This is a genomic window from Pseudomonas bohemica (assembly GCF_002934685.1).
Classification (GTDB): domain Bacteria; phylum Pseudomonadota; class Gammaproteobacteria; order Pseudomonadales; family Pseudomonadaceae; genus Aquipseudomonas; species Aquipseudomonas bohemica.
Window position 1 is genome coordinate 11237 of sequence record NZ_NKHL01000102.1, and the last position, 21097, is coordinate 32333.

General features: G+C 59.5%; 18 protein-coding genes and 1 pseudogene. 9 read left to right on the forward strand and 10 right to left on the reverse strand.

The window, feature by feature from the left end:
• Both CE491_RS10550 and oadA read left to right on the forward strand, forming a co-directional pair.
• Window positions 1-251 (forward strand): annotated as a pseudogene (locus CE491_RS10550) (acetyl-CoA carboxylase biotin carboxylase subunit); the annotation flags it as partial.
• Window positions 252-351: 100 nt separating this feature from the next.
• A complete protein-coding gene (gene oadA / locus CE491_RS10555) occupies window positions 352-2160 on the forward strand; it encodes a sodium-extruding oxaloacetate decarboxylase subunit alpha (protein ID WP_110948299.1) in 1809 nt (602 codons plus the stop codon).
• A gap of 174 nt (window positions 2161-2334) precedes the next feature.
• Here oadA and CE491_RS10560 read toward each other — a convergent pair whose 3' ends face one another.
• Genes CE491_RS10560 through CE491_RS10570 form a run of 3 tightly spaced genes read right to left on the reverse strand, consistent with a single transcriptional unit; the run spans window position 2335 to window position 4101 of the window.
• Window positions 2335-3006: a GNAT family N-acetyltransferase gene (locus tag CE491_RS10560; protein WP_110948300.1), complete on the reverse strand. Its 672-nt coding sequence runs from the start codon at window positions 3004-3006 to the stop codon at window positions 2335-2337.
• Window positions 3007-3023: 17 nt separating this feature from the next.
• The gene (locus CE491_RS10565; RefSeq protein WP_110948301.1) at window positions 3024-3470 is read right to left on the reverse strand and encodes a GNAT family N-acetyltransferase; all 447 of its coding nucleotides are present in this window, start codon (window positions 3468-3470) and stop codon (window positions 3024-3026) included.
• The gene (locus CE491_RS10570; protein ID WP_110948302.1) at window positions 3463-4101 is read right to left on the reverse strand and encodes an FMN-binding negative transcriptional regulator; all 639 of its coding nucleotides are present in this window, start codon (window positions 4099-4101) and stop codon (window positions 3463-3465) included. The genes CE491_RS10565 and CE491_RS10570 overlap by 8 nt, the downstream gene beginning before the upstream one ends.
• A gap of 88 nt (window positions 4102-4189) precedes the next feature.
• On the opposite strand from CE491_RS10570, the gene pdxR reads away from it, so the two are divergent.
• The gene (gene pdxR, locus CE491_RS10575; protein ID WP_110948303.1) at window positions 4190-5737 is read left to right on the forward strand and encodes a MocR-like pyridoxine biosynthesis transcription factor PdxR; all 1548 of its coding nucleotides are present in this window, start codon (window positions 4190-4192) and stop codon (window positions 5735-5737) included.
• A 169-nt stretch (window positions 5738-5906) separates the two neighbouring features.
• Here pdxR and tkt read toward each other — a convergent pair whose 3' ends face one another.
• A complete protein-coding gene (gene tkt / locus CE491_RS10580; RefSeq protein ID WP_110948304.1) occupies window positions 5907-8012 on the reverse strand; it encodes a transketolase in 2106 nt (701 codons plus the stop codon).
• Window positions 8013-8224: 212 nt separating this feature from the next.
• Here tkt and CE491_RS10585 point away from each other — a divergent pair, with 212 nt between their 5' ends.
• On the forward strand, window positions 8225-9106 hold the full coding sequence (locus CE491_RS10585) for a bestrophin family protein (protein ID WP_110948371.1): 882 nt from the start codon (window positions 8225-8227) through the stop codon (window positions 9104-9106).
• A gap of 139 nt (window positions 9107-9245) precedes the next feature.
• On the opposite strand, the gene CE491_RS10590 is transcribed toward CE491_RS10585, so the two are convergent.
• The 6 genes from CE491_RS10590 to CE491_RS10615 form a co-directional block, all read right to left on the reverse strand.
• Window positions 9246-10346: a polyamine ABC transporter substrate-binding protein gene (locus CE491_RS10590; RefSeq protein WP_110948305.1), complete on the reverse strand. Its 1101-nt coding sequence runs from the start codon at window positions 10344-10346 to the stop codon at window positions 9246-9248.
• 31 nt (window positions 10347-10377) lie between these two features.
• Window positions 10378-11406 (reverse strand): histone deacetylase family protein, encoded by a 1029-nt coding sequence (locus tag CE491_RS10595; RefSeq protein WP_110948306.1) that lies wholly within the window; start codon window positions 11404-11406, stop codon window positions 10378-10380.
• Between the two features lie 246 nt (window positions 11407-11652).
• Complete coding sequence (locus CE491_RS10600; RefSeq protein ID WP_110948307.1) at window positions 11653-12645, reverse strand: AraC family transcriptional regulator; 993 nt, start codon at window positions 12643-12645, stop codon at window positions 11653-11655.
• A gap of 189 nt (window positions 12646-12834) precedes the next feature.
• A complete protein-coding gene (locus tag CE491_RS10605; protein WP_110948308.1) occupies window positions 12835-13839 on the reverse strand; it encodes an asparaginase in 1005 nt (334 codons plus the stop codon).
• Window positions 13840-13869: 30 nt separating this feature from the next.
• On the reverse strand, window positions 13870-15324 hold the full coding sequence (locus tag CE491_RS10610; protein ID WP_110948309.1) for an alanine/glycine:cation symporter family protein: 1455 nt from the start codon (window positions 15322-15324) through the stop codon (window positions 13870-13872).
• A 372-nt stretch (window positions 15325-15696) separates the two neighbouring features.
• Complete coding sequence (locus tag CE491_RS10615; protein WP_110948310.1) at window positions 15697-17121, reverse strand: aspartate ammonia-lyase; 1425 nt, start codon at window positions 17119-17121, stop codon at window positions 15697-15699.
• Window positions 17122-17511: 390 nt separating this feature from the next.
• Here CE491_RS10615 and CE491_RS10620 point away from each other — a divergent pair, with 390 nt between their 5' ends.
• From CE491_RS10620 to CE491_RS10635, 5 genes are all read left to right on the forward strand, one after another.
• Window positions 17512-18420: a LysR substrate-binding domain-containing protein gene (locus CE491_RS10620; RefSeq protein WP_110948311.1), complete on the forward strand. Its 909-nt coding sequence runs from the start codon at window positions 17512-17514 to the stop codon at window positions 18418-18420.
• Window positions 18421-18502: 82 nt separating this feature from the next.
• Window positions 18503-18928: a hypothetical protein gene (locus CE491_RS10625; RefSeq protein ID WP_110948312.1), complete on the forward strand. Its 426-nt coding sequence runs from the start codon at window positions 18503-18505 to the stop codon at window positions 18926-18928.
• The gene (locus tag CE491_RS30230) at window positions 18925-19092 is read left to right on the forward strand and encodes a hypothetical protein (RefSeq protein ID WP_199885064.1); all 168 of its coding nucleotides are present in this window, start codon (window positions 18925-18927) and stop codon (window positions 19090-19092) included. Before CE491_RS10625 ends, CE491_RS30230 begins: the two co-directional genes overlap by 4 nt.
• A 291-nt stretch (window positions 19093-19383) precedes the next feature.
• Window positions 19384-19875, forward strand: a complete 492-nt coding sequence (gene purE, locus CE491_RS10630; protein ID WP_110948313.1) for a 5-(carboxyamino)imidazole ribonucleotide mutase — start codon at window positions 19384-19386, stop codon at window positions 19873-19875.
• Window positions 19876-19882: 7 nt separating this feature from the next.
• Window positions 19883-20965, forward strand: a complete 1083-nt coding sequence (locus CE491_RS10635; RefSeq protein ID WP_110948314.1) for a 5-(carboxyamino)imidazole ribonucleotide synthase — start codon at window positions 19883-19885, stop codon at window positions 20963-20965.
• Window positions 20966-21097 lie beyond the last annotated feature (132 nt).

Genomic DNA, 21097 nt, shown 5'->3' on the forward strand with positions numbered 1-21097 from the left:
TCTGGGCGCTGACCTGGGAAGAGGCGATGGACCGTGGCCTGCGCGCGCTGGACGACATGCGCCTGCAAGGGGTGAAGACCACCGCCGCGTATTACCAGGAAATCCTGCGCAACCCGGAATTCCGCAGCGGCCAGTTCAACACCAGCTTTGTTGAAAGCCACCCTGAACTGACCAACTACTCGATCAAGCGCAAACCCGAAGAGTTGGCCCTGGCCATCGCCGCCGCCATTGCCGCCCACGCAGGCCTTTGAATAAGCAGCTGCAAGCTGTAAGCGGCAAGCGACAAGTAGAAGCGGATCGGCTTTTTCTTGGGGCTTGTAGCTTGGAGCTTGCAGCTATGAGGAGATAAGAATGTCCAAGAAGATCTTTGTTACCGATACCATCCTGCGTGACGCTCATCAATCGTTGCTGGCGACGCGCATGCGCACCGAGGACATGCTGCCGATCTGCGAGAAGCTCGACAAAGTCGGCTATTGGTCGTTGGAAGTCTGGGGCGGCGCGACGTTCGATGCCTGCGTACGGTTTCTGAAGGAAGACCCCTGGGAGCGTCTGCGCCAACTGCGCGCGGCGCTGCCCAACACTCGGCTGCAAATGTTGCTACGCGGCCAGAACCTGCTGGGCTATCGCCATTACAGCGATGACGTGGTCAACGCGTTCGTCGCCAAGGCGGCCGACAACGGCATCGACGTGTTCCGCATCTTCGACGCCATGAACGACGTGCGCAACCTGCGCGTGGCTATCGAAGCGGTAAAAGCGGCAGGCAAACACGCCCAGGGCACCATCGCTTACACCACCAGTCCGGTGCACACCATCGAAGCCTTTGTCGCCCAGGCCAAGCAAATGGAATCGATGGGTTGCGATTCGGTTGCGATCAAGGACATGGCCGGGCTGCTGACCCCTTACGCCACTGGCGAACTGGTCAAAGCGCTCAAAGCGGAACAGTCGCTGCCGGTGTTCATCCATTCCCATGACACGGCGGGTCTGGCCGCAATGTGCCAACTGAAGGCTGTGGAAAACGGCGCCGATCACATCGATACCGCCATCTCCAGCTTTGCGTGGGGCACCAGCCATCCGGGCACCGAGTCGATGGTTGCGGCATTGAAAGGCAGCGAATTCGATACTGGTCTGGATCTGGAACTGCTGCAGGAAATCGGCCTGTATTTCTACGCAGTACGTAAGAAATATCACCAGTTCGAGAGCGAATTCACCGCAGTCGACACCCGCGTACAAGTCAACCAGGTGCCGGGCGGCATGATCTCCAACCTCGCCAACCAGCTCAAAGAGCAGGGCGCGCTGAACCGCATGGCCGAAGTGCTGGCCGAGATACCGCGCGTGCGCAAGGACCTGGGCTACCCACCGCTGGTGACGCCAACCTCGCAGATCGTCGGCACTCAGGCGTTCTTCAACGTGCTGGCGGGCGAACGCTACAAGACCATCACCAATGAGGTGAAGCTGTACCTCACCGGCGGTTACGGCAGGGCGCCGGGCCAGGTCGACGAGAAGCTGCGTCGTCAGGCAATTGGTAACGAAGAGGTGATTGAAGGGCGTCCTGCGGACCTGCTGAAGCCAGAGATGACCAAACTGCGCACCGAGATTGGTGCCCTGGCCAGGTCCGAAGAAGACGTGCTGACTTACGCGATGTTTCCGGACATTGGCCGCAAGTTCCTCGAAGAGCGCGCGGCAGGGACGCTGGCCCCAGAGCCTCTGTTGCCAATCCCCGAGCCGGGCGCCATGGCGAAGGTGGGTGGCGAGGGCGTACCGACCGAGTTCGTCATCGATGTTCACGGCGAGAGCTACCGCGTCGACATCACGGGCGTTGGCGTCAAGGCCGAAGGCAAGCGCCACTTCTATCTCTCAATCGACGGCATGCCGGAAGAAGTGGTGTTCGAGCCGCTCAATGAATTCGTAGGCGGCGGTATCGGCAAGCGTGCGCAGGCCAGCAAACCGGGCCATGTCAGCACCACCATGCCGGGCAATATCGTGGATGTATTGGTCAAGGAAGGCGATACCGTCAAAGCCGGTCAGGCTGTGCTGATCACTGAAGCGATGAAGATGGAAACCGAGGTCCAGGCCGCTGTTGCCGGCAAGATCGTGTCGATCCACGTCGCCAAGGGCGACCGAGTGAATCCGGGTGAAATTCTGGTCGAGATCGAAGGTTGATTTAACGCTCAAAAAATAACCAGCCTCCGCGCACAGACGCGCACGGCTGAATGGTTACCTCTGGGGGAGCACTCGTGGCTCCCTTTTTTTGTTCTGAATTCGGCGCGCGGATATACGGCTGTGAGCATGACCCCGTGACAGTGAGCAAGCTCACCCCACAGCCGTTGTTACAATTCAAGACTTGCGCAAGTGCTTCAGTGTCGTGATTTGCTGCCCGTCCTTAAAGTTATCCACAGACAACCACGCCTGGAATGCCTGGTCCAACGCGGGCCATTCGCTGTCCAGAATCGAGAACCATGCCGTGTTGCGGTTCTTGCCCTTGACCACCATGTGCTGGCGGAAAGTGCCTTCGAAGCTGAAGCCAAAACGCTCGGCAGCGCTCATCGAGCGGGCGTTGTCGGCGTTGCACTTCCACTCCAGACGACGGTTGCCCAGCGCGAATGATTCTTTGGCCAGCAAGTAAACCGCTTCGGTGCTTTTCGGGGTGCGCTGCATCGATGCGCCGAAAGTCACGTGGCCGATTTCGATACGGCCAGCGCTCGGGACAATCGACATCAGGCCGAGGAAGCCGTCGATTGCGCCGCTCTGCTGATCGATCACGGTGTAGAACCACGGGTCGGTCGAAGCTTGTAGGCTCACCAGATACTCATCGAAAGCACTGCGCTCGGGAAATGGGCCTACAGCCAGGTAGTCCCACAGTTTCGGGTCGGCGCCAGGGCCTTCCAGCGCTGTCCACAAGCCGTCGGCATGACGCACCGCATCGAGTTTTTCCAGGCGAATGAAGCGTCCGTTCAGCGTGCGGTTGTCGGGCAGCTTTGCCGATTGCCAGTGTTCAAGATTCGACATGTTCAGGGTTCCTGAGCTCAAAGCGGTTTGCGGAATTGGATAAAGCCGGGGCGTTCGGCAATGCGTTCGTATAGCGTAATGGCGGTGGCGTTGGTTTCGTGGGTCAGCCAGTGGACCTTGTCCGCGCCGTCCTTTTTGGCCGTGGCGTAGACATACTCGATCAGCTTACGACCGACACCTGTGCCGCGCTGCTCGAGCGTAACGAGCAAGTCTTGCAAGTAGCACGACCAATCGATGCTCCAGTTGGAGCGATGGTAGATGAAGTGGACCATGCCGACCGCCTTGCCATCCTGCCAGGCGAGCGCTGCGTTGGTCGGCTCATCGCGGTCGAGAAAGCGCCTCCAGGTACTTTGCGTTACGGCATCCGCCAACTCGGTTTTGTAGAAGGTCAGGTAGGCCTGCCACAGCGGCAGCCAGGCGTCGTGATCGTCAGCGGTAACGGGGCGGATTTGTACATCAGACACGGGTTTCTCCTTGGCTCATCAAGCGAGCGATTTGCTGATCGGTTTGATCCTGGCTGGTGGCAAGCCCTTTGCTTACGCCTGCAACGTCTTCGGCGCTGCGGTTTTGATTGAGTTTGCGTTTGCCTTCCAGCCGTTCTATGGGGATGGCGAATCCGACGATGCCATTGAGCATCTTCTCGATGTAGTCGGCCGGAGCATCGCTCACGGCCCAAGGCTCGGATCGGGTAGCTTCGTGCTTTTGGGTCAGCTCGCTGACGATCTGCAGCAGTCGCGCGGGATCGGTGAACACCTCAGCGCGACCATAGGCGTGCACTGCCAGATAATTCCAGGTCGGCACCACTTTGCCGTGCTCGGCCTTGGCGGCATAGAACGACGGGCTGATATAGGCGTCAGGGCCCTGGAAGATGATCAACGCCTCGCCGGATGCCAGCGTCTCCCACTGCGGATTGGCCTTGGCCAGGTGACCGAACAGCGTGCCATTGGCTCCTTGCGTGAGGTCGAGTAGCAGCGGCACATGGCTAGCCTGCATTTCCGTTCCGTCGAAGTTAACCAGCGTTGCCAGCCGCGAGCCTTCAATCTGCCGGTGCAGGCTGGCGAGGTCTTCATCTTTGAAATAGCTGGGTGTGTACATATGATTTTCCTTGGCGATTGGCTCAATCCTAGGCAGCCTATTGGTCCGTTGTAAGAACCATTCGCGGTCAATTTCATAGGGCCATTTCATGCCAATCGTCACGCCATCCCTGACCTTCGATTTCGCCGGGATCGAGTTGGATCGTCGCCAGGGACTGAGTCGACAGCTCTATCAGGCATTGCGCCAGAGAATCCTCGAAGGACGCCTGAGCAGTGGCACGCGACTGCCTGCAAGTCGAGATCTGGCTCTTTCACTGTCGATCTCTCGCAACAGCGTAATGCGCGCATACGATCAGCTACACGCCGAGGGCTTCACAGAAGGACGAATTGGTGACGGTACTTACGTCGCCCAATTATCCCCAAAACCCACCAGCGCCAAAAAACTATCCACAAAATTGTCCACAGGGTTATCACCAGGCTTACCCACAGATTTATCCACAATTTGGCTAAATAGCGCTGGTGATTTATCCAGTGAATCTATCCACAGCGCATCGCTGAAACGCCTGAAACAACATCATTTGAAGAGCCATATGACCGGAGTACCGAGGGCTTTTCGAATAGGAATTCCGGCCTTCGATCTGTTTCCATTTGACGTGTGGGGCAAGCTGCACGCGGCTTTCTGGCGAAAACCGGGTCTGCATCAGCTTGGTTATGGGGACCCGGCAGGTGAATGGCGGCTGCGTGAGCTGATCGCGATGTATTTAAGAACATCTCGTGACTTGCGGTGTGCTCCTGAACAAATTGTGATCACCAGTGGTGCGCAGCAGGCGATTACCCTTTGTGCACAGTTGCTTTTGAACGAAGGTGACGGGGTAGCGATTGAAAACCCCGGCTATCGCGCCGCAGGCCATGCGTTTGCGGTCGCGGGGGCGAAACTAGTTGGCATGCCGGTGGATATCGACGGCATGCGCAGTCCGGATCCGGATAAAAGTGACTGCAAGCTGGCCTATGTCACGCCGTCCCATCAATACCCTTTAGGCGTGACCATGAGTCTGGCGCGGCGGCTGGAGCTGCTGGCATGGGCAGAGCGCGCTCAGGGCTGGATCGTCGAGGACGATTACGATGGCGAATACCGTTACAGCGGCGCGCCCCTCGCACCACTGGCGGCGCTGGATCGGCATGGCCGGGTGCTTTACATCGGCACGTTCGGCAAGGTGGCGTTTCCGGCTTTGCGCCTGGGGTACTTGGTGCTGCCGCGCAATCTGGTCAAGCCGTTCAGTCAGCGTCGCGCGGTGGACATGCGCCATTCGGAGATCGGCACGCAGGCAGTGATGGCGGAGTTCATTGCGGCGGGACATTTCCAGCGGCACATCCGGCGCATGAGGCGTGCGGCGCTGAGTCGTCGGGATGCTCTGCTGGCAGGCTGGCCCGAAGATCTGCGAGGGTGCAGCGCGATGCCCAAACCTTTGGCGGGTTTGCATGTGTCGGTCGCGGTTGAAAGCCTTCAGCGGGAGACGGAACTGGTCACGAAGGCCGAAAGCGTTGGGGTAGAGATTTCGCCGCTAAGTGATTACTGGCTGCCGGACTCAGAGATGCCTGTGGATAACCGGGCGGGGTTAGTGCTGGGGTTCGCGGCGGTGCCGGAGGCTGATATCGCCTCAGCGCTGCAGAGATTGCGAGGTGTCTGGAAAGATTAACAGTGAGTCCGAGCAGAGCCAGCGAGCCGGCTCGACGAAGATACGCCGCAGTTTTGATAGCGCTCTAACGCTGGATTCGCGAACAAGCTAGCTCCTCCACGTAATGCGTCGAGCAGGGGGGCTGGATGTAGCCCCCCCTACCCGTATCACTCGCACTTAAAGCCTGGTGTCACTTGCCAGCCTGGTCTTTGGCGACTTTGACGATGTTGTCGGTCGTGAACCCAAACTTGGCCTGCAGCTTCTCGATGGGGGCCGACGCGCCGAAGGTGTTCATCACGATCTTTTCGCCGGTCTGGCCGACGTAACGATCCCAACCCACGGGGCCGGCCTGTTCCACCACTAAACGCCCTTTCACGTCCGGCGGCAGCACGCTGTCGCGGTAGGCCTTGTCCTGATCCTCGAACAGTTCCCAACTTGGCATCGAGACTATCCGCGCGGCAATTCCCTCGGCCTTTAGCTTCTCGAACGCCTCGACGGTCATGCCGACTTCGCTGCCGGTAGCGATCAAAATCACATCGACTTTGCCGTCCACCGCGTCAGCCAAGACATACGCGCCTTTGGCAACGTTTTCAGCACTGGCATATTTCGAACGATCCAGCGTTGGCATCGGCTGGCGCGACAGAATCAGGCAGCTTGGCCGATGAGTCTGCGCCAATGCAATTTTCCAGGCTTCGGCGGTTTCGTTGGCGTCACCCGGACGCAACGTCACCAAGCCCGGCGTGGCCCGAAGCTGCGTCAAATGTTCGATAGGTTGGTGAGTCGGGCCATCCTCGCCAACGCCGATGGAGTCGTGGGTAAAAACGAAGATCACCGGCAATTCCATGATCGACGCCAGACGAATCGGCGGTTTCATGTAGTCGCTGAATACCAGGAAGGTCGAGGTGTATGGCCGGATGTAGGACAACGCCAGACCGTTGGCAACCGAGCCCATGGCATGTTCGCGAACACCGAAATGCAGATTGCGGCCGTTGTAGCTTCCGGCTTCAAAGCTGCCTGCACCCTCGAACGTCAGATTGGTTTTAGTGGACGGGGAAAGGTCAGCCGAACCCCCGATCAGCCAGGGGATCTGCTGCGCAAAACCGTTGAGCACTTTACCGCCCGAGGCCCGCGTGGCAACGCCTTTGGCGTCGGCGTCAAAGCTGATAGCAGTGTTGCGCCAGCCCTCTGGCATCTCGCCGTCACGCATCCGTTGCAGTTCATCGGCCAGCGCGGGCTGCTCTTTCTCGAAGCGGGCAAACGTCTCTTGCCACGCCTTGTAATCAGCGCCGTTACGTTCCAACAGCGCGTCGCGCAGGTAATGACGGGCTTGTTCAGGCACCAGGAAACTGCTGTTCTCGTCCCATCCATAGGCCTTTTTGGTCAGCTTGATCTCGTCCACACCCAGAGGCTCGCCATGGGCTGCCGCCGTGTTGTGTTTATTCGGCGAACCGTAGCCGATCACGCTATCGACCACGATCAGAGTCGGCGCGTCGTCGGTCTGCTGGAAGGTCTGGATCGCCTTGGCCAGCGCAGCTGCGTCGTTGGCGTCCTTCACATGCAGCGTTTTCCAGCCGTAGCCCTCGAAGCGCTTGAGCGGATCGTCGCTGTAGGCCAGTTCGGTATGGCCTTCGATGCTGATGGTGTTGCTGTCGTAGATCCAGCAAAGGTTCGATAGCTTCAGGTGACCGGCAAGCGAGGCCGCTTCGGCCGTCACGCCTTCCATCATGTCGCCGTCGCCGCAAAGCACGTAAACGTTGTAGTCGAACAGCGTGGCGCCCGGTTTGTTGAAGTGTTCGCCCAGCCAGCGCTCGGCCATCGCCATCCCCACGCTGTTGGCACAGCCCTGACCCAGGGGACCGGTGGTGGTCTCAACGCCGGTGGTCATGCGGTATTCCGGATGACCGGGGGTCTTGGAGTCCATCTGCCGAAACTGCTTGATGTCTTCGAGACTGATGGCGGGCTTGCCGGAGGGTTTGCCGTGCTCGTCGATTTCCACCACGCCTGCCAGATGCAGCAACGAATAGAGCAGCATCGAGGCGTGCCCGACAGACAGCACGAAGCGATCGCGGTTTGGCCAGTCAGGATGTTCCGGATGGTAGCGAAGGAAATCTTTCCAGACCGTGTAGCCCACCGGTGCCAGAGCCATTGGCGTGCCGGGATGGCCGGAGTTGGCCTTCTGCACGGCGTCCATGGCCAGGGTGCGGATGGTGTTGATAGTCAGTTGGTCGCGATCCCCGTGCTCTTTAAAGGTGCTTGCGGCAGCAGGTCGTTCGGTAGAGGTGGCAGACGAGCTCATTAACATTCTCCTCGTGACGTGTGGCTGATGCTTCCAGATAGGTGTTGAGCGCCCGTACGGTGGGTTCGTTCCATGAAATCTCTGTCACCCGACCAAGGCGGCGATTTATCGCTGAAATGTTTCAGGCGCGAACCATGTGGGTCATCTGCATTCGAATGCCGGTGGGATCCGGGCTTGTGGCCTGGCCGATGAATTACAAAACGGGGTGGCCTTTGCAGGAAACGATCATCAAGAAATACCGCGCCATGATCAGGACGTTTACCTACATCGGTTGGTCGCTGTTCTGGCTGTTGATCTGGGACGTGATCGTCACAGTCGATTTCATGCTGTATCTGGAGCGCAAGATCACCTTGCCGTCGATGCCACTGACCTTGCTCGGTTCGGCGTTGGTGGTGCTGACCAGTTTTCGTAATACCAGCGCCTATAACCGCTGGTGGGAAGCGCGCACGTTATGGGGCGCGCTGGTCAACAATTCCCGCAGCTTTGCCCGGCAAGTACTGACGTTGATCGACGATGAAGGTGAGCTCAATCCGGTAAAAGCCGTACTGTTGCGTCGTCATGTGGCCTACGTGGAGTGTCTGTCGGCTCACCTCAAAGGCGGCGATTGCGGGGAAGATGTCACGGCGATGATTCCGCGAGAGGAATACGACCGGCGCAGGCGCAGCAATAATTTTCCCAATGACATTCTCAACGAGTCCGCGGCGATCATCTCCGCTGAGTACAAGGCGGGTAGCCTGGACAGCATTCGCCTGGCGCGGCTCGAGTCGACGATGGTGGAAATCTCCAATTGCCAAGGCGGCATGGAGCGCATCGCCAACACGCCGTTGCCTTATCCGTACGTGACCTTTCCGCGGCTGTTCATCACCCTGTTCTGCATCATCGTGCCGATCGGGCTGGTGGAAACCCTGGGCTGGTTCACCCCGCTGGCGTCGACTGTGGTGGGGTTCATGCTGCTGGCGATCGAAAGGATCGGCACCGATCTGCAGAGCCCGTTCAAGGCATCCGAGCATGAGATTCAGATGAAGGCGCTGTGCGCCAACATCTCGGGGAATCTGAATTCGATGTTGCGCGACGCGTCGGAAAAACAACGCTGATATCGCTACCAACGTTGTAGGAGTTTCCGGAGTTACGACGGTGGCGAAAGCAGCGTCAGACGGAACGCATTCACCACCGTCGTAACCTCCGGAAGCTCCCACAGGGTTACGTGGTGTTTTTGGGATAGGTCTCGGTCCGTCAGGTTCCGGATTTGATCCTGGTCCAGACCCGCGTCCGTGCGCGCTCTGCGTCACGTGGCAACGGCGTTAGCGTGTACAGCGTCTTCATTGCCTCCTCCGTCGGATACAGATTCGGGTTATTGCGGATGGCCGGGTCGACCTTATCGGTCGCGTCCTTGTTCGGGTTCGGATATCCGACAAAATCGCTGATTGGCGCGATTACCTCGGGTCGCAGGAGATAGTTGATGAATGTGTGGGCATCTTCCACGTCCTTGGCGCCTTTGGGGATTGCCAGCATGTCGAACCAGATCGGCGCGCCTTCCTTCGGCAAGCGCATGTCCACCACCACACCATTCTTCGCTTCTCTGGCACGGTTGGCCGCCTGCGAGAAGCTGCCCGAATAACCCACGGCCACGCAAATATCGCCATTGGCGATATCAGCCATGTACTTGGATGAATGGAAATAGGTGATATGGGGGCGGATCTTCATCAGCAAAGCTTCGGCCTTGTCGTAGTCCTTTGGATTTTTGCTGTTCGGATCCAGCCCCAGATGTTGCAGGGCCAAAGGCAGAATCTCTGAAGGCGAATCGAGCAGCGTCACGCCGCATTGCTTCAGCTTGCTGATGTTCTCCTCCTTGAAAATCAGATCCCAACTGTCCACCGGCGCATCGTCGCCCAGAGCGGCCTTGACCTTGTCCGGGTTGAAGCCAATCAAGATCGTGCCGTACATGTAGGGCACGGCGAACTTGTTGCCCGGATCGTTGGCCTCCAGCAACCTCATCAGCTTGGGGTCGAGGTGGGCATAGTTGCTCAGCTTGGACTTGTCCAAGGGCTGAAACACACCGGCCTCGATCTGCTTGGCGAGAAACACGTTGGACGGCACCACCACGTCATAGCCGGAGTTGCCGGTCAGCAGCTTGGCTTCGAGGGCTTCGTTAGTGTCGAAGATGTCGTAGATCAGTGGAACCTTGGTGTCCTTCTTGAAGTTCTCCAGGGTCTGCGGCGTGATGTAATCGAACCAGTTGTAAACGCGCAGGGTTTTGCGCTCATCGGCATGGGCCGCGCCGCCGAGCATGGCAGCACACAAGGCGGGTGCAATAAAACGCATGAATCTGCTCATCGATATCTCTCTTCTTCGGGTTCGAAGGGGGTCAGACGCGTTCAAAACCTTCCAGCACATTCACGGCGTTGATGCCGATTTCTTCGACGGCATAGCCGCCTTCCATCACAAATAGCGTCGGCTTGCCCAGCCGCGCGATGCGTTCGCCCATACGCAGGTAATCCGGGCTGTCGAGTTTGAATTGCGAGATCGGGTCGTCCTTGAAGGTGTCCACACCCAGCGACACCAGGACGACATCGGCACCGAAGCGATCAATCTCGTCACAGGCGTTTTCCAGAGCCGCGCTCCAGATTGCCCAGTCGCTGCCAGCCGCCAGGGGATAATTGAAGTTGAAGCCTTCTCCTGCACCTGCGCCCAGTTCGTCTTCGTAGCCGAGGAAGAACGGGAATTCGGCCTCCGGGTGGCCGTGAATCGAAGTGAACAGCACGTCGCTGCGTTCGTAGAAAATCGACTGCGTGCCGTTGCCGTGGTGGTAGTCGACGTCGAGGATCGCAACCTTTTTATGCCCCTGATCGAGAAACGCCTGCGCGGCAATGGCAACGTTATTCAGGTAGCAATAACCGCCCATGACGTCACTGGCGGCGTGGTGACCCGGCGGGCGGCAGAGAGCGAATGCGCTGCGCGCGCCGTTCTCAATGGCGGCCTGGGCGGTGAGGGCGACCTGGGCCGCGCTGTAGGCGGCTTGCCAGGTGCCAGCGGTGATTGGCGCACCGGCGTCGAAGGTGTAATAGCCCAGCTGACCATGCAGGCTGGTCGGGATGACTGACCGCAGCGTGCGCGCAGGCCAGGTGTAGGGCAGCAGATCGCCCTCCGGGTTGGTTTCGGCCCAGCGTGCCCACGCACCTTTGAAGAAGTCCAGAAACGCCTCGGTGTGAATGCGCTTGATCGGCTCGATGCCAAAATCCTGCGGGCCTTCCACGGCGCCTATCTCACGATCCTTGACCCGTTGCAGCACATGGTCGGCGCGAGAGGGCATTTCGAAGCAGGGCATCAGCTTGCCGTCGATCAACTCGCAGCGGCCGTGGTGAAGATGATGATCGTCTGAGTAGATCGTCAGCATTTTCTTGTTCTCCTGTGGGCTTGGTGTCCGACATTCTTGTGGCGGACGGCTTTTCGGAGAACGACACAAACGGTCAAAAGGAGATATATCCGGCCATAAAAGCTGTCCGAAAATCGCCCCTGAATAACGCGGCGTGCCCCGTTTGGAGGCAGGCGCTGGAAGATCTATAGCGGTACGGCTTGCCGGCGGTGGCATCGCTGGCATTGCTGCCGCCGGCAGGCCGTACCGCTGTAGGGAAGGGTGTGCTTAAACCCGAAACTGACTTGGCGCCACGCCGCTCCAGCGAATGAATGCATGACGAAAGCTCGCCGTTTCGCTAAAGCCCAGCGCCTCGGCAATGTGATGGATGGGCAACTGGTCGTCCTGCAACAGCTGCTTGGCCCGGTCGAACCGCAGCTCATCGAGCAACTGCTGATAGCTGCTGCCGGTTGCCTGCAGATGTCGACGCAGGGTGCGCTCGGAGCAGTTCATTTTCCGCGCGAGGGTGCGCAGGCTTGGGGTTTGATCGAGCTGATCGGCCAGCAGATGACGAATCCGCCCCAGCCACGCCTGACGCCCGGTGAACTCGATGTTCTGGCGACGGCAGCGCTCGCGCATGTCGCGATGGGTGACCGGGTCGGCGAGGGGCAATGGTTGATCGAGCCAGCGTCTGCCGAACGCGAAGGCATTGTCTTCGGCGTTGAAATGCAAAGGGCAGTCAAAGCTCTCGTGGTAGCTGGCCTGGTAATCCGGCGCAGCGTGAGCGAAGCGTGAATCCAGCAACGGCAGCGGCCTGCCCAGCAGGTCATCGCAGATCACTTTCAGCGACGCCATACACAACTCCGCATTGAACACCCGCAGACCCTCGTCATCGCGGTAATCGCTAGCGCTGAACCAGATACGCTCGCCGTCTTCGAGCAATTGAAGCTCGAACAGCGTGCCCAGCAGCGCCGGATATTCCAGGGCAAGGCGCAGGGCGTCACCGAAAGTGGCACTGGTGAGCAGGGCGTAACCAAGAATCCCGTAAGACGACACATGCATGCGCCGCCCAAGCGGCAAGCCGATCTCACTGCGAAGCGCCACCGCATTGGCGCAGACCTGCATTTCCTGAAAGGTGGTGATGCGAATATCCGGCCGTCTCAAGTCCGCCTCAGTGATGCCGCTCCCGGCCAGCAACGCCTCACTGCCCCAACCCTCGGCCGAGAACGTCTCCAACACCAGAGAAACGGCATTGAGGGTGGTGAGGTGAGAATGGAGCATGAGGGTCTTCCGATTGTTTTTCTGATCGGAAGAGGGAGCAAGAGATGTGCCGAAGATCATTGATTGTTCGCGAAGTGCTATAGGAACGCGCTTGCCCGCGGTGCGATTGTCCAGACACCGCGGCGCTATCTGACCCCCTTCGCCATCGCGGGCAAGCGCGCTTTTACAGCAAGTGTGTTCCGACTGTGATCAGCGCAACTCACCGCACATATCCAGCTCCACCAAACGACGCACTTCATCGACTGGCAGGTCCGCCCCCAGCAGCGCATGCAGTTTGCCGAATGCCGCTTCGCGGGTCATGCCGCCGCCGGAGAGGACGCCGACCCCGCGCAGGCGGCTGCCGGCTTCGTAGACGTCCAGCTCGACGCCGCCTTCATGGCATTGAGTGATCGCGATCACGCAGATGCCTTGCTGGCGGGCGCGTTGCAGGCTGTCGAGGAAGGCCGGGTTGTCGCTGGGGCCGGTGCCGCTGCCGAAGCATTCCAGGACCAGGCCCTGAATGCCGCTGTCGATCAGGCCATCCAGTTGCGCCGCGCCAATGCCGGGAAACAACGGCAGCACAGCCACGTTGGCCAGCTGTTTGGGCTGACGATAATCCAGCGCCGCCGGCAGCTCGCCGAGCGTTTCGCCCCCCTGGGCGCGGTTCAGCGCGGCGAACGGGTTGCGGCCGAAGCTGCGAATTTTCGCGCAGCGTGTCGGCTGCAACAACTCGCCGTGGAAATACAGATGCACGCCTGGCGACAGCCCTTTGCCCAAGGCTTGCAGCGCGCCGTTGACGTTTTCCCACGCGTCGCTTTCCGCCACGCCGGCTGGCAGCATGGAACCGGTGAACACGACCGGCGCATTCAGGCCCAGCAGCTGGAAGCTCATCGCCGCGGCGCTGTAGGCGAGAGTATCGGTGCCATGCAGGATCAGCACGGCATCGCAGCCCTGAACCTCGACCGCATCGACCACCGCCTCGCGCAGACGCTGCCAGTAGGCGGGCGTCATGTTGGCGCTGTCGATCAGGGGAGAGATCTCGCGAAACTGCCATTGCGGCACCACCAGCGCAGGCTGGCCAGCCAATTGATCGGCCATACGCGCTTCAAAACCGGAGGCGGGCGCCAGACCGTTTTCGCTGGCCTGCATGCCGATGGTGCCGCCGGTGTAGAGCACCATCACTTGCCTGGCCGCTACGTGGTTGTCGCGATTCATGCGTGTCTCCCTGGGCTGACTGTCGGAGGATTAACGTGGGTCGACGACTGCTTTGCCGCCCGCTGTCGCAGGTTTGGCCGCTGTCGCTTTGTGACCCGGTTCTGGCCAGGCTTTCAAGTCCAGATCCAGATCGGGGAACTGGCTGGAGTCGAAGACTGGCGTCTTGATGCCTGCCTTACGCTGCGCATCGTAGTCGCCGAGGATACGCAAACCGATTTTGAACAGCATCGCCAGCGCGATCAGGTTCACGAACGCCAGCAGAGTCATGGTGATATCGGCAAAGGCAAACACCGTGCCCAGGTCTTCCACTGCGCCCCACAGGATCAGCGCCAGCACCAATGCACGGTAGCTCATCAGCGCCTTGCGGCTCTCACCCAGCAGGAAACGCAGGCTGTTCTCGCCCAGGTAGTAGTTGTAGAGAATCGAAGTGAAAACGAACAACGCCAGCGCCACGCTGATGAACAGCTTGCCCCAGTCGCCCACGACCGCGGCCAGCGAGTTCTGCGTCAGCGCAATACCGTCGCCTTCGAAGCCTGGGGTGTAGAAGCCCGACAGTAGAATCAGCAGCGCGGTGCAGGTGCAGATGACGAAGGTGTCGAGGAACACGCTGAACGCCTGAACCACGCCCTGTGCAACCGGGTGTAGCACTTCGGCAACGGCCGCGACGTTCGGCGCACTGCCGAGACCGGCTTCGTTGGCGAATACGCCACGTTTTACGCCCATCACGATCGCGCTGCCGATCAGGCCGCCGAACACTTCATCCATACCGAATGCGCTTTTAACGATGGTCATCAGCATGTGCGGGACGTGTTCGAACTGCACACCAATCACGTACAGAGTGACGGCGATGTAGATCAAGGTCTTGACCGGTACCAGCAGGTCGGCCACGGCGGCGATGCGTTTGATCCCGCCGATGAACACCAGACCCAGCAGCACAGCCAGCCCGAGGCCGGCATACATCGGGGATACACCGAAGGCGTCATTCAGTGAGTGGGTGACGGCGTGGGATTGCAGGCCGTTGAACGCAAAGCCGAATGTCACCAGCAACAGAAGTGCCATGACCATGCCCAGCCAGCGTTTGCCTAGCCCATGCTGAATATAGAAAGAAGGACCACCACGATACTGGCCTTCGGAGTCGCAGCGTTTATAGAGCTGGCCGAGGGAACATTCGAAGAAACTGCTGGCCATGCCGACCAGGGCCGTCACCCACATCCAGAACACCGCGCCCGGCCCGCCGAGGGTAACGGCGATCCCGACACCCGCGATGTTACCGGCGCCTACACGACCGGCGAGGCTCAGCATCAGCGCCTGGAACGAACTCAACTGACCGGAGCTACTGCGCAGACTTTCGCGAAAAACCACGAACATGTGAAAGAAGTGACGTAATTGGACGAAACGTGAGCGAATCGTGAAATATCCACCGAGCCCGACTATGAGCACGATCAGCAGTTTTCCCGAGAGGAAGTCGTTGATGACTTCAAGCATTGATGTTTCCTCGTTTTTTAGAGGGGCCGCACTATACCGGTGCGCGTTATTGGAGTCTGTAAACCGTTTCTGCTTTTGAGCTCATTTCGTCGGCAAATTCAGATAAGTCCGCGGACATGGGGCAGAGCCAACGGCCTTGTGGGAGTGAGCTTGCTTCCGAAGGGGCTCTTTTTCATCCCTAGCGCCAGACAGTCTTCTTCGTGAGCAAGCTCACTCCCACAGGTTCGAGTCGTTTTATGCATTACCACCTTCAACCACTCATCATTCGGCCAAAAAAAAGGGCCTGGAAGTGTCTACTTCCGGCCCTCAAAAGGGTGAGGGGTGTCTAGACCCTCAGCCTGGTGATTGTGTTGCAGGTAAAGCGGGAGCCGATCAGGCTTTCAGTGGCACCAATCGTGGAGCGATCATGTTTTCAGGGCGCAGGATGTCGGCGAGCATCGCGTCGTCGAGCAAGCCTTCTTCGCGCACCAACTCCAGTACGCCACGGCCAGTTTCCAGGGCGACGCGAGCGATCCGGGTGGCGTTTTCGTAACCGATGTAGGGGTTTAGCGCGGTCACCAGGCCGATCGAATGTTCGACCAGTTCGCGGCAGCGCACTTCGTTGGCGGTAATGCCGACGATGCAGTGTTCACGCAGCATGTCCATGGCGCGTTGCAGCAGGCGGATAGAATCGAAGATCTTGTAGGCGATCAGCGGCTCCATCACGTTCAGCTGCAGCTGACCGCCTTCGGCAGCGACGGTCAGGGCCAGGTCGTTGCCCATGATTTCGAAGGCGCACATGTTCACGGCTTCCGGAATCACCGGATTCACTTTGCCCGGCATGATCGAGCTGCCCGGTTGGCGCGCTGGCAGGTTGATTTCATTGATGCCGGTGCGTGGGCCGCTGGACAACAGGCGCAGGTCGTTGCAGATCTTCGACAGCTTGACCGCCGTGCGCTTGAGCATGCCGGAGAACAGCACGAAGGCGCCCATGTCGGAGGTTGCTTCGATCAGGTCGGCTGCTGGCACCAATGGCTGGCCGCTGATGATCGCCAGACGCTCTACAGCCAGGTGTTGATAACCCGGGTCGGCGTTGATGCCGGTACCGATGGCGGTGCCGCCCAGGTTTACTTCGGTCAGCAGCTCAGGCGCCAGGCTGCGCAGGCGGTTGAGGTCTTCGGTCAGCGTGGTGGCGAAGGCGCGGAATTCCTGGCCGAGTGTCATCGGCACGGCGTCCTGCAGCTGGGTACGGCCCATCTTCAGTACGTGGTTGAACTCCTGGCCCTTGGCCGCGAACGCCTGAATCAGGCTGTCGAGGCTGGCGAGCAAGGCATCGTGCCCCAACAGCAGGCCCAGGCGAATGGCCGTCGGGTATGCGTCGTTGGTCGACTGCGCCATGTTCACGTCGTTGTTCGGGTGCAGATATTTGTATTCGCCTTTGGCATGGCCCATCGCTTCGAGGGCGATGTTGGCGATGATTTCGTTGGCGTTCATGTTGGTGGACGTACCGGCGCCGCCCTGAATCATGTCGACCACGAACTGTTCGTGGAAATCACCGCGAATCAGACGTGCGCAGGCTTCGCTGATAGCGGCGTGCTTTTCGCTGCTCAAATGGCCCAACTGATGGTTCGCATCAGCGGCCGCCTGCTTGACCATGGCCAGACCGACAACCAGTTTCGGGTAATGCGAAATCGGAACGCCGGAGAGGTGAAAGTTGTTCACCGCCCGCAGGGTCTGGATGCCGTAATACGCTTCAGCGGGTACTTCGAGAACGCCAAGCAGGTCTTTTTCGATGCGAAATGATGCAGCGCAGGACATGATAGAGAAAGTCTCAAGAGAGGCACGGACTAAGCCGGAACGCCTTTAATACTAGGCTTGTGGGCGATTGCGAACCAATGCTGTTAAGCGCTAGCCTATGCACAAACGGCATAATGTTGATGTGACGTTAGGATTGGGCGAAGCGTGTGAGGCAGGTGGCAAGTACCTGACATGGGCCAATTCCTGTGGGAGTTAGCTTGCTCACGAAGACTGACTTCCAGGCCCTACATCTGATGTGGATGTACTGGCGTATCCGTGAACAAGCTCACTTCCTCAGGTTTTCAGTCGTTTGATAAATCAGGGCCCTGTCTCATGTTTGATGACCGCAAGTTCCGATCGCAGCACGGTCCCTAGCCGAAATATTGCAAGGCAGTCCCGCGGGAGGACACGATGAACCTGGAAAGCAAATGGCTGGAAGACTTCAGCGCCTTGGCCGCGACCCGCAGCTTTTCTCAGGCAGCCGAGCGGCGATTCGTGACGCAACCGGCGTTCAGTCGGCGGATTCGCAGCCTGGAAGCTGCGCTGGGGCTGCAACTGGTCAATCGTTCACGCACGCCGATCGAGCTGACAGCGGCGGGGCAGTTGTTCCTGGTCACCGCTCGGACGGTGGTCGATCAGCTCGGCGAAGTGCTGCGCCATCTGCATCATCTGGAAAGCGGGCAGGGCGAGGTGATGCAGATTGCAGCCGCGCACTCCCTGGCCTTGAGCTTCTTCCCGCGCTGGATTGCGCAGTTGCGAAATGAAGGCTTGAACATCGCCACGCGTCTGGTCGCCACCAACGTCGGCGACGCCGTGCACGCGCTGCGTGAAGGCGGCTGCGACTTGATGCTGGCGTTCTATGACCCCGATGCTGCGCTGCAAATGGACGCCGAAATCTTCCCGTCGTTGCACTTGGGCATGACGGAAATGCTGCCCGTTTGCTCGACCGACGCCGAGGGCAAGCCGTTGTTCGATCTGGAAGGCGAACACAGCGTGCCACTGCTGGCGTACAGCGCCGGTGCGTTTCTCGGGCGCTCGGTCAATCTGTTGCTGCGCCAGCGCAACCTACGGTTTACCACGGTGTACGAGACTGCCATGGCCGATAGCCTCAAAGGCATGGCCCTGCAGGGACTGGGTATTGCGTGGGTGCCCCGGCTCAGTATTGCTGCCGAGCTTGAGCGCGGTGAGCTGGTGATTTGTGGCGGGGCTCAATGGCATGTGCCGCTGGAAATTCGCCTGTATCGCTGCGCCCTCGTGCGCAAGGCTAACGTGCGGCTGTTGTGGCGCAAGCTCGAAGGCGGTGCGGCACAGAGCGGTTGATCGCCTGAGCGAATTGAGCTTTTGTTTTCGATCCCTTAGGCTGGCCGCCTGCAAGGGTTACCAGGTTCAAGGGACTGAGTGGATGTCGAAGTTTTACGAGTATTTCAAGGAAAACATGGACGCTCTTGGACTGCCTGCCCCCGCGTCGCTGTTTGGCACCCTGTCTGCGGCCACCGCTACCGCCGGCACGTTGTTGACCCAGATCGACAAGTTCGGCAAGACCGTCACCGTGGGTGAAGCGATCGGTGCCGGCACACGCCTGGAGCAGCTGGGTGTCATCGCAGCCTGCTCCGCCGGATTCTATGTAGGCGCGGTAATTGGCAGCATTGCGGTCGCCACAGGGCGTTCGCTCGCCGGCGGCACATCGATTTCCGACGTGCTTTCCATGGCCCGCACCCACAACCTCGACCGCCAGTGGCTCAGTGCCTGCCTGATCAAGTTTCCGGGAATTTATAAGCCTGAAGTGCAAGGCAAGCTTCACTACCGTCAGGCGATGGTGATCGTATGAAAGATTCCTTCTCGTTGCTGCTTGCTGGCGTGGTTATCGCCGTGGTCGCCTGGGGCTTCTGGCACTTTCTTGGGGCCGATGGTTTTGCGGTGCTGAATATCGTGGCGCTGGTGCTATTGGTTGCTGATAACTTTAGGCTGCGCCGCCAGTTGAAGCGCCCCTGATCCGGCGTTCTAGCCACTGGCTTGGCGGCGAGCTTTCCGAGCCCTGAAAAGCTCGCTGTCAGGGCGGCTCCGACCGTGCGCCCGGCATCCTTTTGTGTTTGACTCGAAAGTCAGCGAAGTCGCGGTTTCCAGCCCGGATAGAAGGTCTATTTATCCGCGATCTTTGCGGTATACTGCGCGGCCTTTGGCCGGTTGCACTGGTCATAATTCGTACGACAAGCCACGCCGGTTTTCCCGCGTGGCTTCTTGTTTTTAGACGCGCCTGCGGGCGCCCGATGAAGAGGCACGACGATGAGCGCACTGGTTGGCGTGATCATGGGCTCCAAGTCCGATTGGTCCACCCTTAGCCACACCGCCGACATGCTGGAAAAGCTCGGCATTCCGTACGAAGTCAAGGTGGTGTCGGCCCATCGCACGCCGGACCTGCTGTTCCAGTACGCCGAAGACGCCGAAGGGCGTGGCATCGAGGTGATCATCGCCGGTGCGGGTGGTGCCGCTCACCTGCCGGGCATGTGCGCTGCCAAGACTCACCTGCCTGTATTGGGCGTGCCGGTGCAGTCTTCGATGCTGTCGGGTGTCGACTCGCTGCTCTCCATCGTGCAAATGCCTGCTGGCATTCCGGTCGCGACCCTGGCCATCGGCAAAGCTGGCGCGATCAACGCCGCATTGTTGTCAGCCAGCATCCTGGGCGCCAAGCACCCGCAGTTCCACGCAGTGCTGAAAAAATTCCGCACTGAGCAGACAGACAGCGTTCTGGACAATCCAGACCCACGCGAGGCCTGAGGTTTTCATGAAGATCGGCGTAATCGGTGGCGGCCAGCTCGGTCGCATGTTGGCTCTGGCGGGCACCCCGCTGGGAATGAACTTCGCCTTTCTCGATCCTGCACCGGACGCCTGCGCCGCTGCGTTGGGCGAGCATCTGCGTGCCGATTACGGCGATCAGGATCACTTGCGTCAGCTGGCTGATGAAGTGGATCTGGTGACCTTCGAATTCGAAAGCGTGCCGGCTGAAACCGTGGCCTTCCTTTCGCAGTTCGTGCCGGTGTATCCGAGCGCCGAAGCCTTGCGTATCGCCCGTGATCGCTGGTTCGAAAAGAGCTTGTTCAAGGACCTGGGCATCCCGACCCCTGCCTTCGCCGACATTCAGTCGCAGGCTGACCTGGACGCCGCTGTTGCCAGCATCGGCCTGCCTGCGGTACTGAAAACCCGCACCCTGGGCTATGACGGCAAGGGCCAGAAGGTCCTGCGTACACAGGAAGATGTAGTCGACACGTTCGCCGAACTGGGCAGCGTGCCGTGCCTGCTGGAAGGCTTCGTGCCGTTCACCGGCGAAGTTTCGCTGATCGCCGTGCGCGCCCGCGACGGCGAAACCCGCTTCTATCCGCTGGTGCATAACACCCACGACAGCGGCATCCTGCGTCTGTCAATTGCCAGTACCGAGCATCCGCTTCAGGCTCTGGCCGAAGACTATGCCGGTCGTGTGCTCAAGCAGCTTAATTACGTGGGCGTGTTGGCGTTCGAGTTCTTCGAAGTCGATGGCGGCTTGAAAGCCAACGAAATCGCCCCGCGCGTTCACAACTCCGGTCACTGGACCACCGAAGGCGCCGAATGCAGCCAGTTCGAAAACCACCTGCGCGCCGTTGCCGGCCTGCCGCTGGGCTCAACCGCCAAAGTAGGCGAAAGCGCCATGCTCAACTTCATAGGTGAAGTGCCGACCGTTGAGCAGGTCATCGCCATCGACGACTGCCATCTGCATCACTACGGCAAGGCCTTCAAGGCCGGCCGCAAGGTAGGTCACGCCACCGTCCGCAGCAAAGACCGCGCGACGCTTGACCGTCAGGTGAAGCTGGTTGAGGCGTTGATCAAGGATTGATCAGCGGGCGTTTGCGTTGTTCCTTGTAGGAGCGCGCTTGCCCGCAATGGCGGTGTGTCAGGCGCTCATGTTGTCGGAGACAAATTGCCAACGCGGGCAAGCGCACTCCTGCAAGCTCGTGTTGTTTTCCCA

Excerpts from the sequence above, each read along its gene's own strand:
- CE491_RS10635 (WP_110948314.1), top strand. The coding sequence starts at position 19,883 with ATGAAGATCGGCGTAATCGGTGGCGGCCAGCTCGGTCGCATGTTGGCT.
- oadA (WP_110948299.1), top strand. The coding sequence starts at position 352 with ATGTCCAAGAAGATCTTTGTTACCGATACCATCCTGCGTGACGCTCAT.
- CE491_RS10605 (WP_110948308.1), bottom strand. The coding sequence starts at position 13,839 with ATGAATCGCGACAACCACGTAGCGGCCAGGCAAGTGATGGTGCTCTAC.
- tkt (WP_110948304.1), bottom strand. The coding sequence starts at position 8,012 with ATGAGCTCGTCTGCCACCTCTACCGAACGACCTGCTGCCGCAAGCACC.
- purE (WP_110948313.1), top strand. The coding sequence starts at position 19,384 with ATGAGCGCACTGGTTGGCGTGATCATGGGCTCCAAGTCCGATTGGTCC.
- CE491_RS10610 (WP_110948309.1), bottom strand. The coding sequence starts at position 15,324 with ATGCTTGAAGTCATCAACGACTTCCTCTCGGGAAAACTGCTGATCGTG.
- CE491_RS10590 (WP_110948305.1), bottom strand. The coding sequence starts at position 10,346 with ATGAGCAGATTCATGCGTTTTATTGCACCCGCCTTGTGTGCTGCCATG.
- CE491_RS10625 (WP_110948312.1), top strand. The coding sequence starts at position 18,503 with ATGTCGAAGTTTTACGAGTATTTCAAGGAAAACATGGACGCTCTTGGA.
- CE491_RS10560 (WP_110948300.1), bottom strand. The coding sequence starts at position 3,006 with ATGTCGAATCTTGAACACTGGCAATCGGCAAAGCTGCCCGACAACCGC.
- CE491_RS30230 (WP_199885064.1), top strand. The coding sequence starts at position 18,925 with ATGAAAGATTCCTTCTCGTTGCTGCTTGCTGGCGTGGTTATCGCCGTG.
- CE491_RS10620 (WP_110948311.1), top strand. The coding sequence starts at position 17,512 with ATGAACCTGGAAAGCAAATGGCTGGAAGACTTCAGCGCCTTGGCCGCG.
- CE491_RS10570 (WP_110948302.1), bottom strand. The coding sequence starts at position 4,101 with ATGTACACACCCAGCTATTTCAAAGATGAAGACCTCGCCAGCCTGCAC.
- CE491_RS10600 (WP_110948307.1), bottom strand. The coding sequence starts at position 12,645 with ATGCTCCATTCTCACCTCACCACCCTCAATGCCGTTTCTCTGGTGTTG.
- CE491_RS10595 (WP_110948306.1), bottom strand. The coding sequence starts at position 11,406 with ATGCTGACGATCTACTCAGACGATCATCATCTTCACCACGGCCGCTGC.
- pdxR (WP_110948303.1), top strand. The coding sequence starts at position 4,190 with ATGCCAATCGTCACGCCATCCCTGACCTTCGATTTCGCCGGGATCGAG.
- CE491_RS10615 (WP_110948310.1), bottom strand. The coding sequence starts at position 17,121 with ATGTCCTGCGCTGCATCATTTCGCATCGAAAAAGACCTGCTTGGCGTT.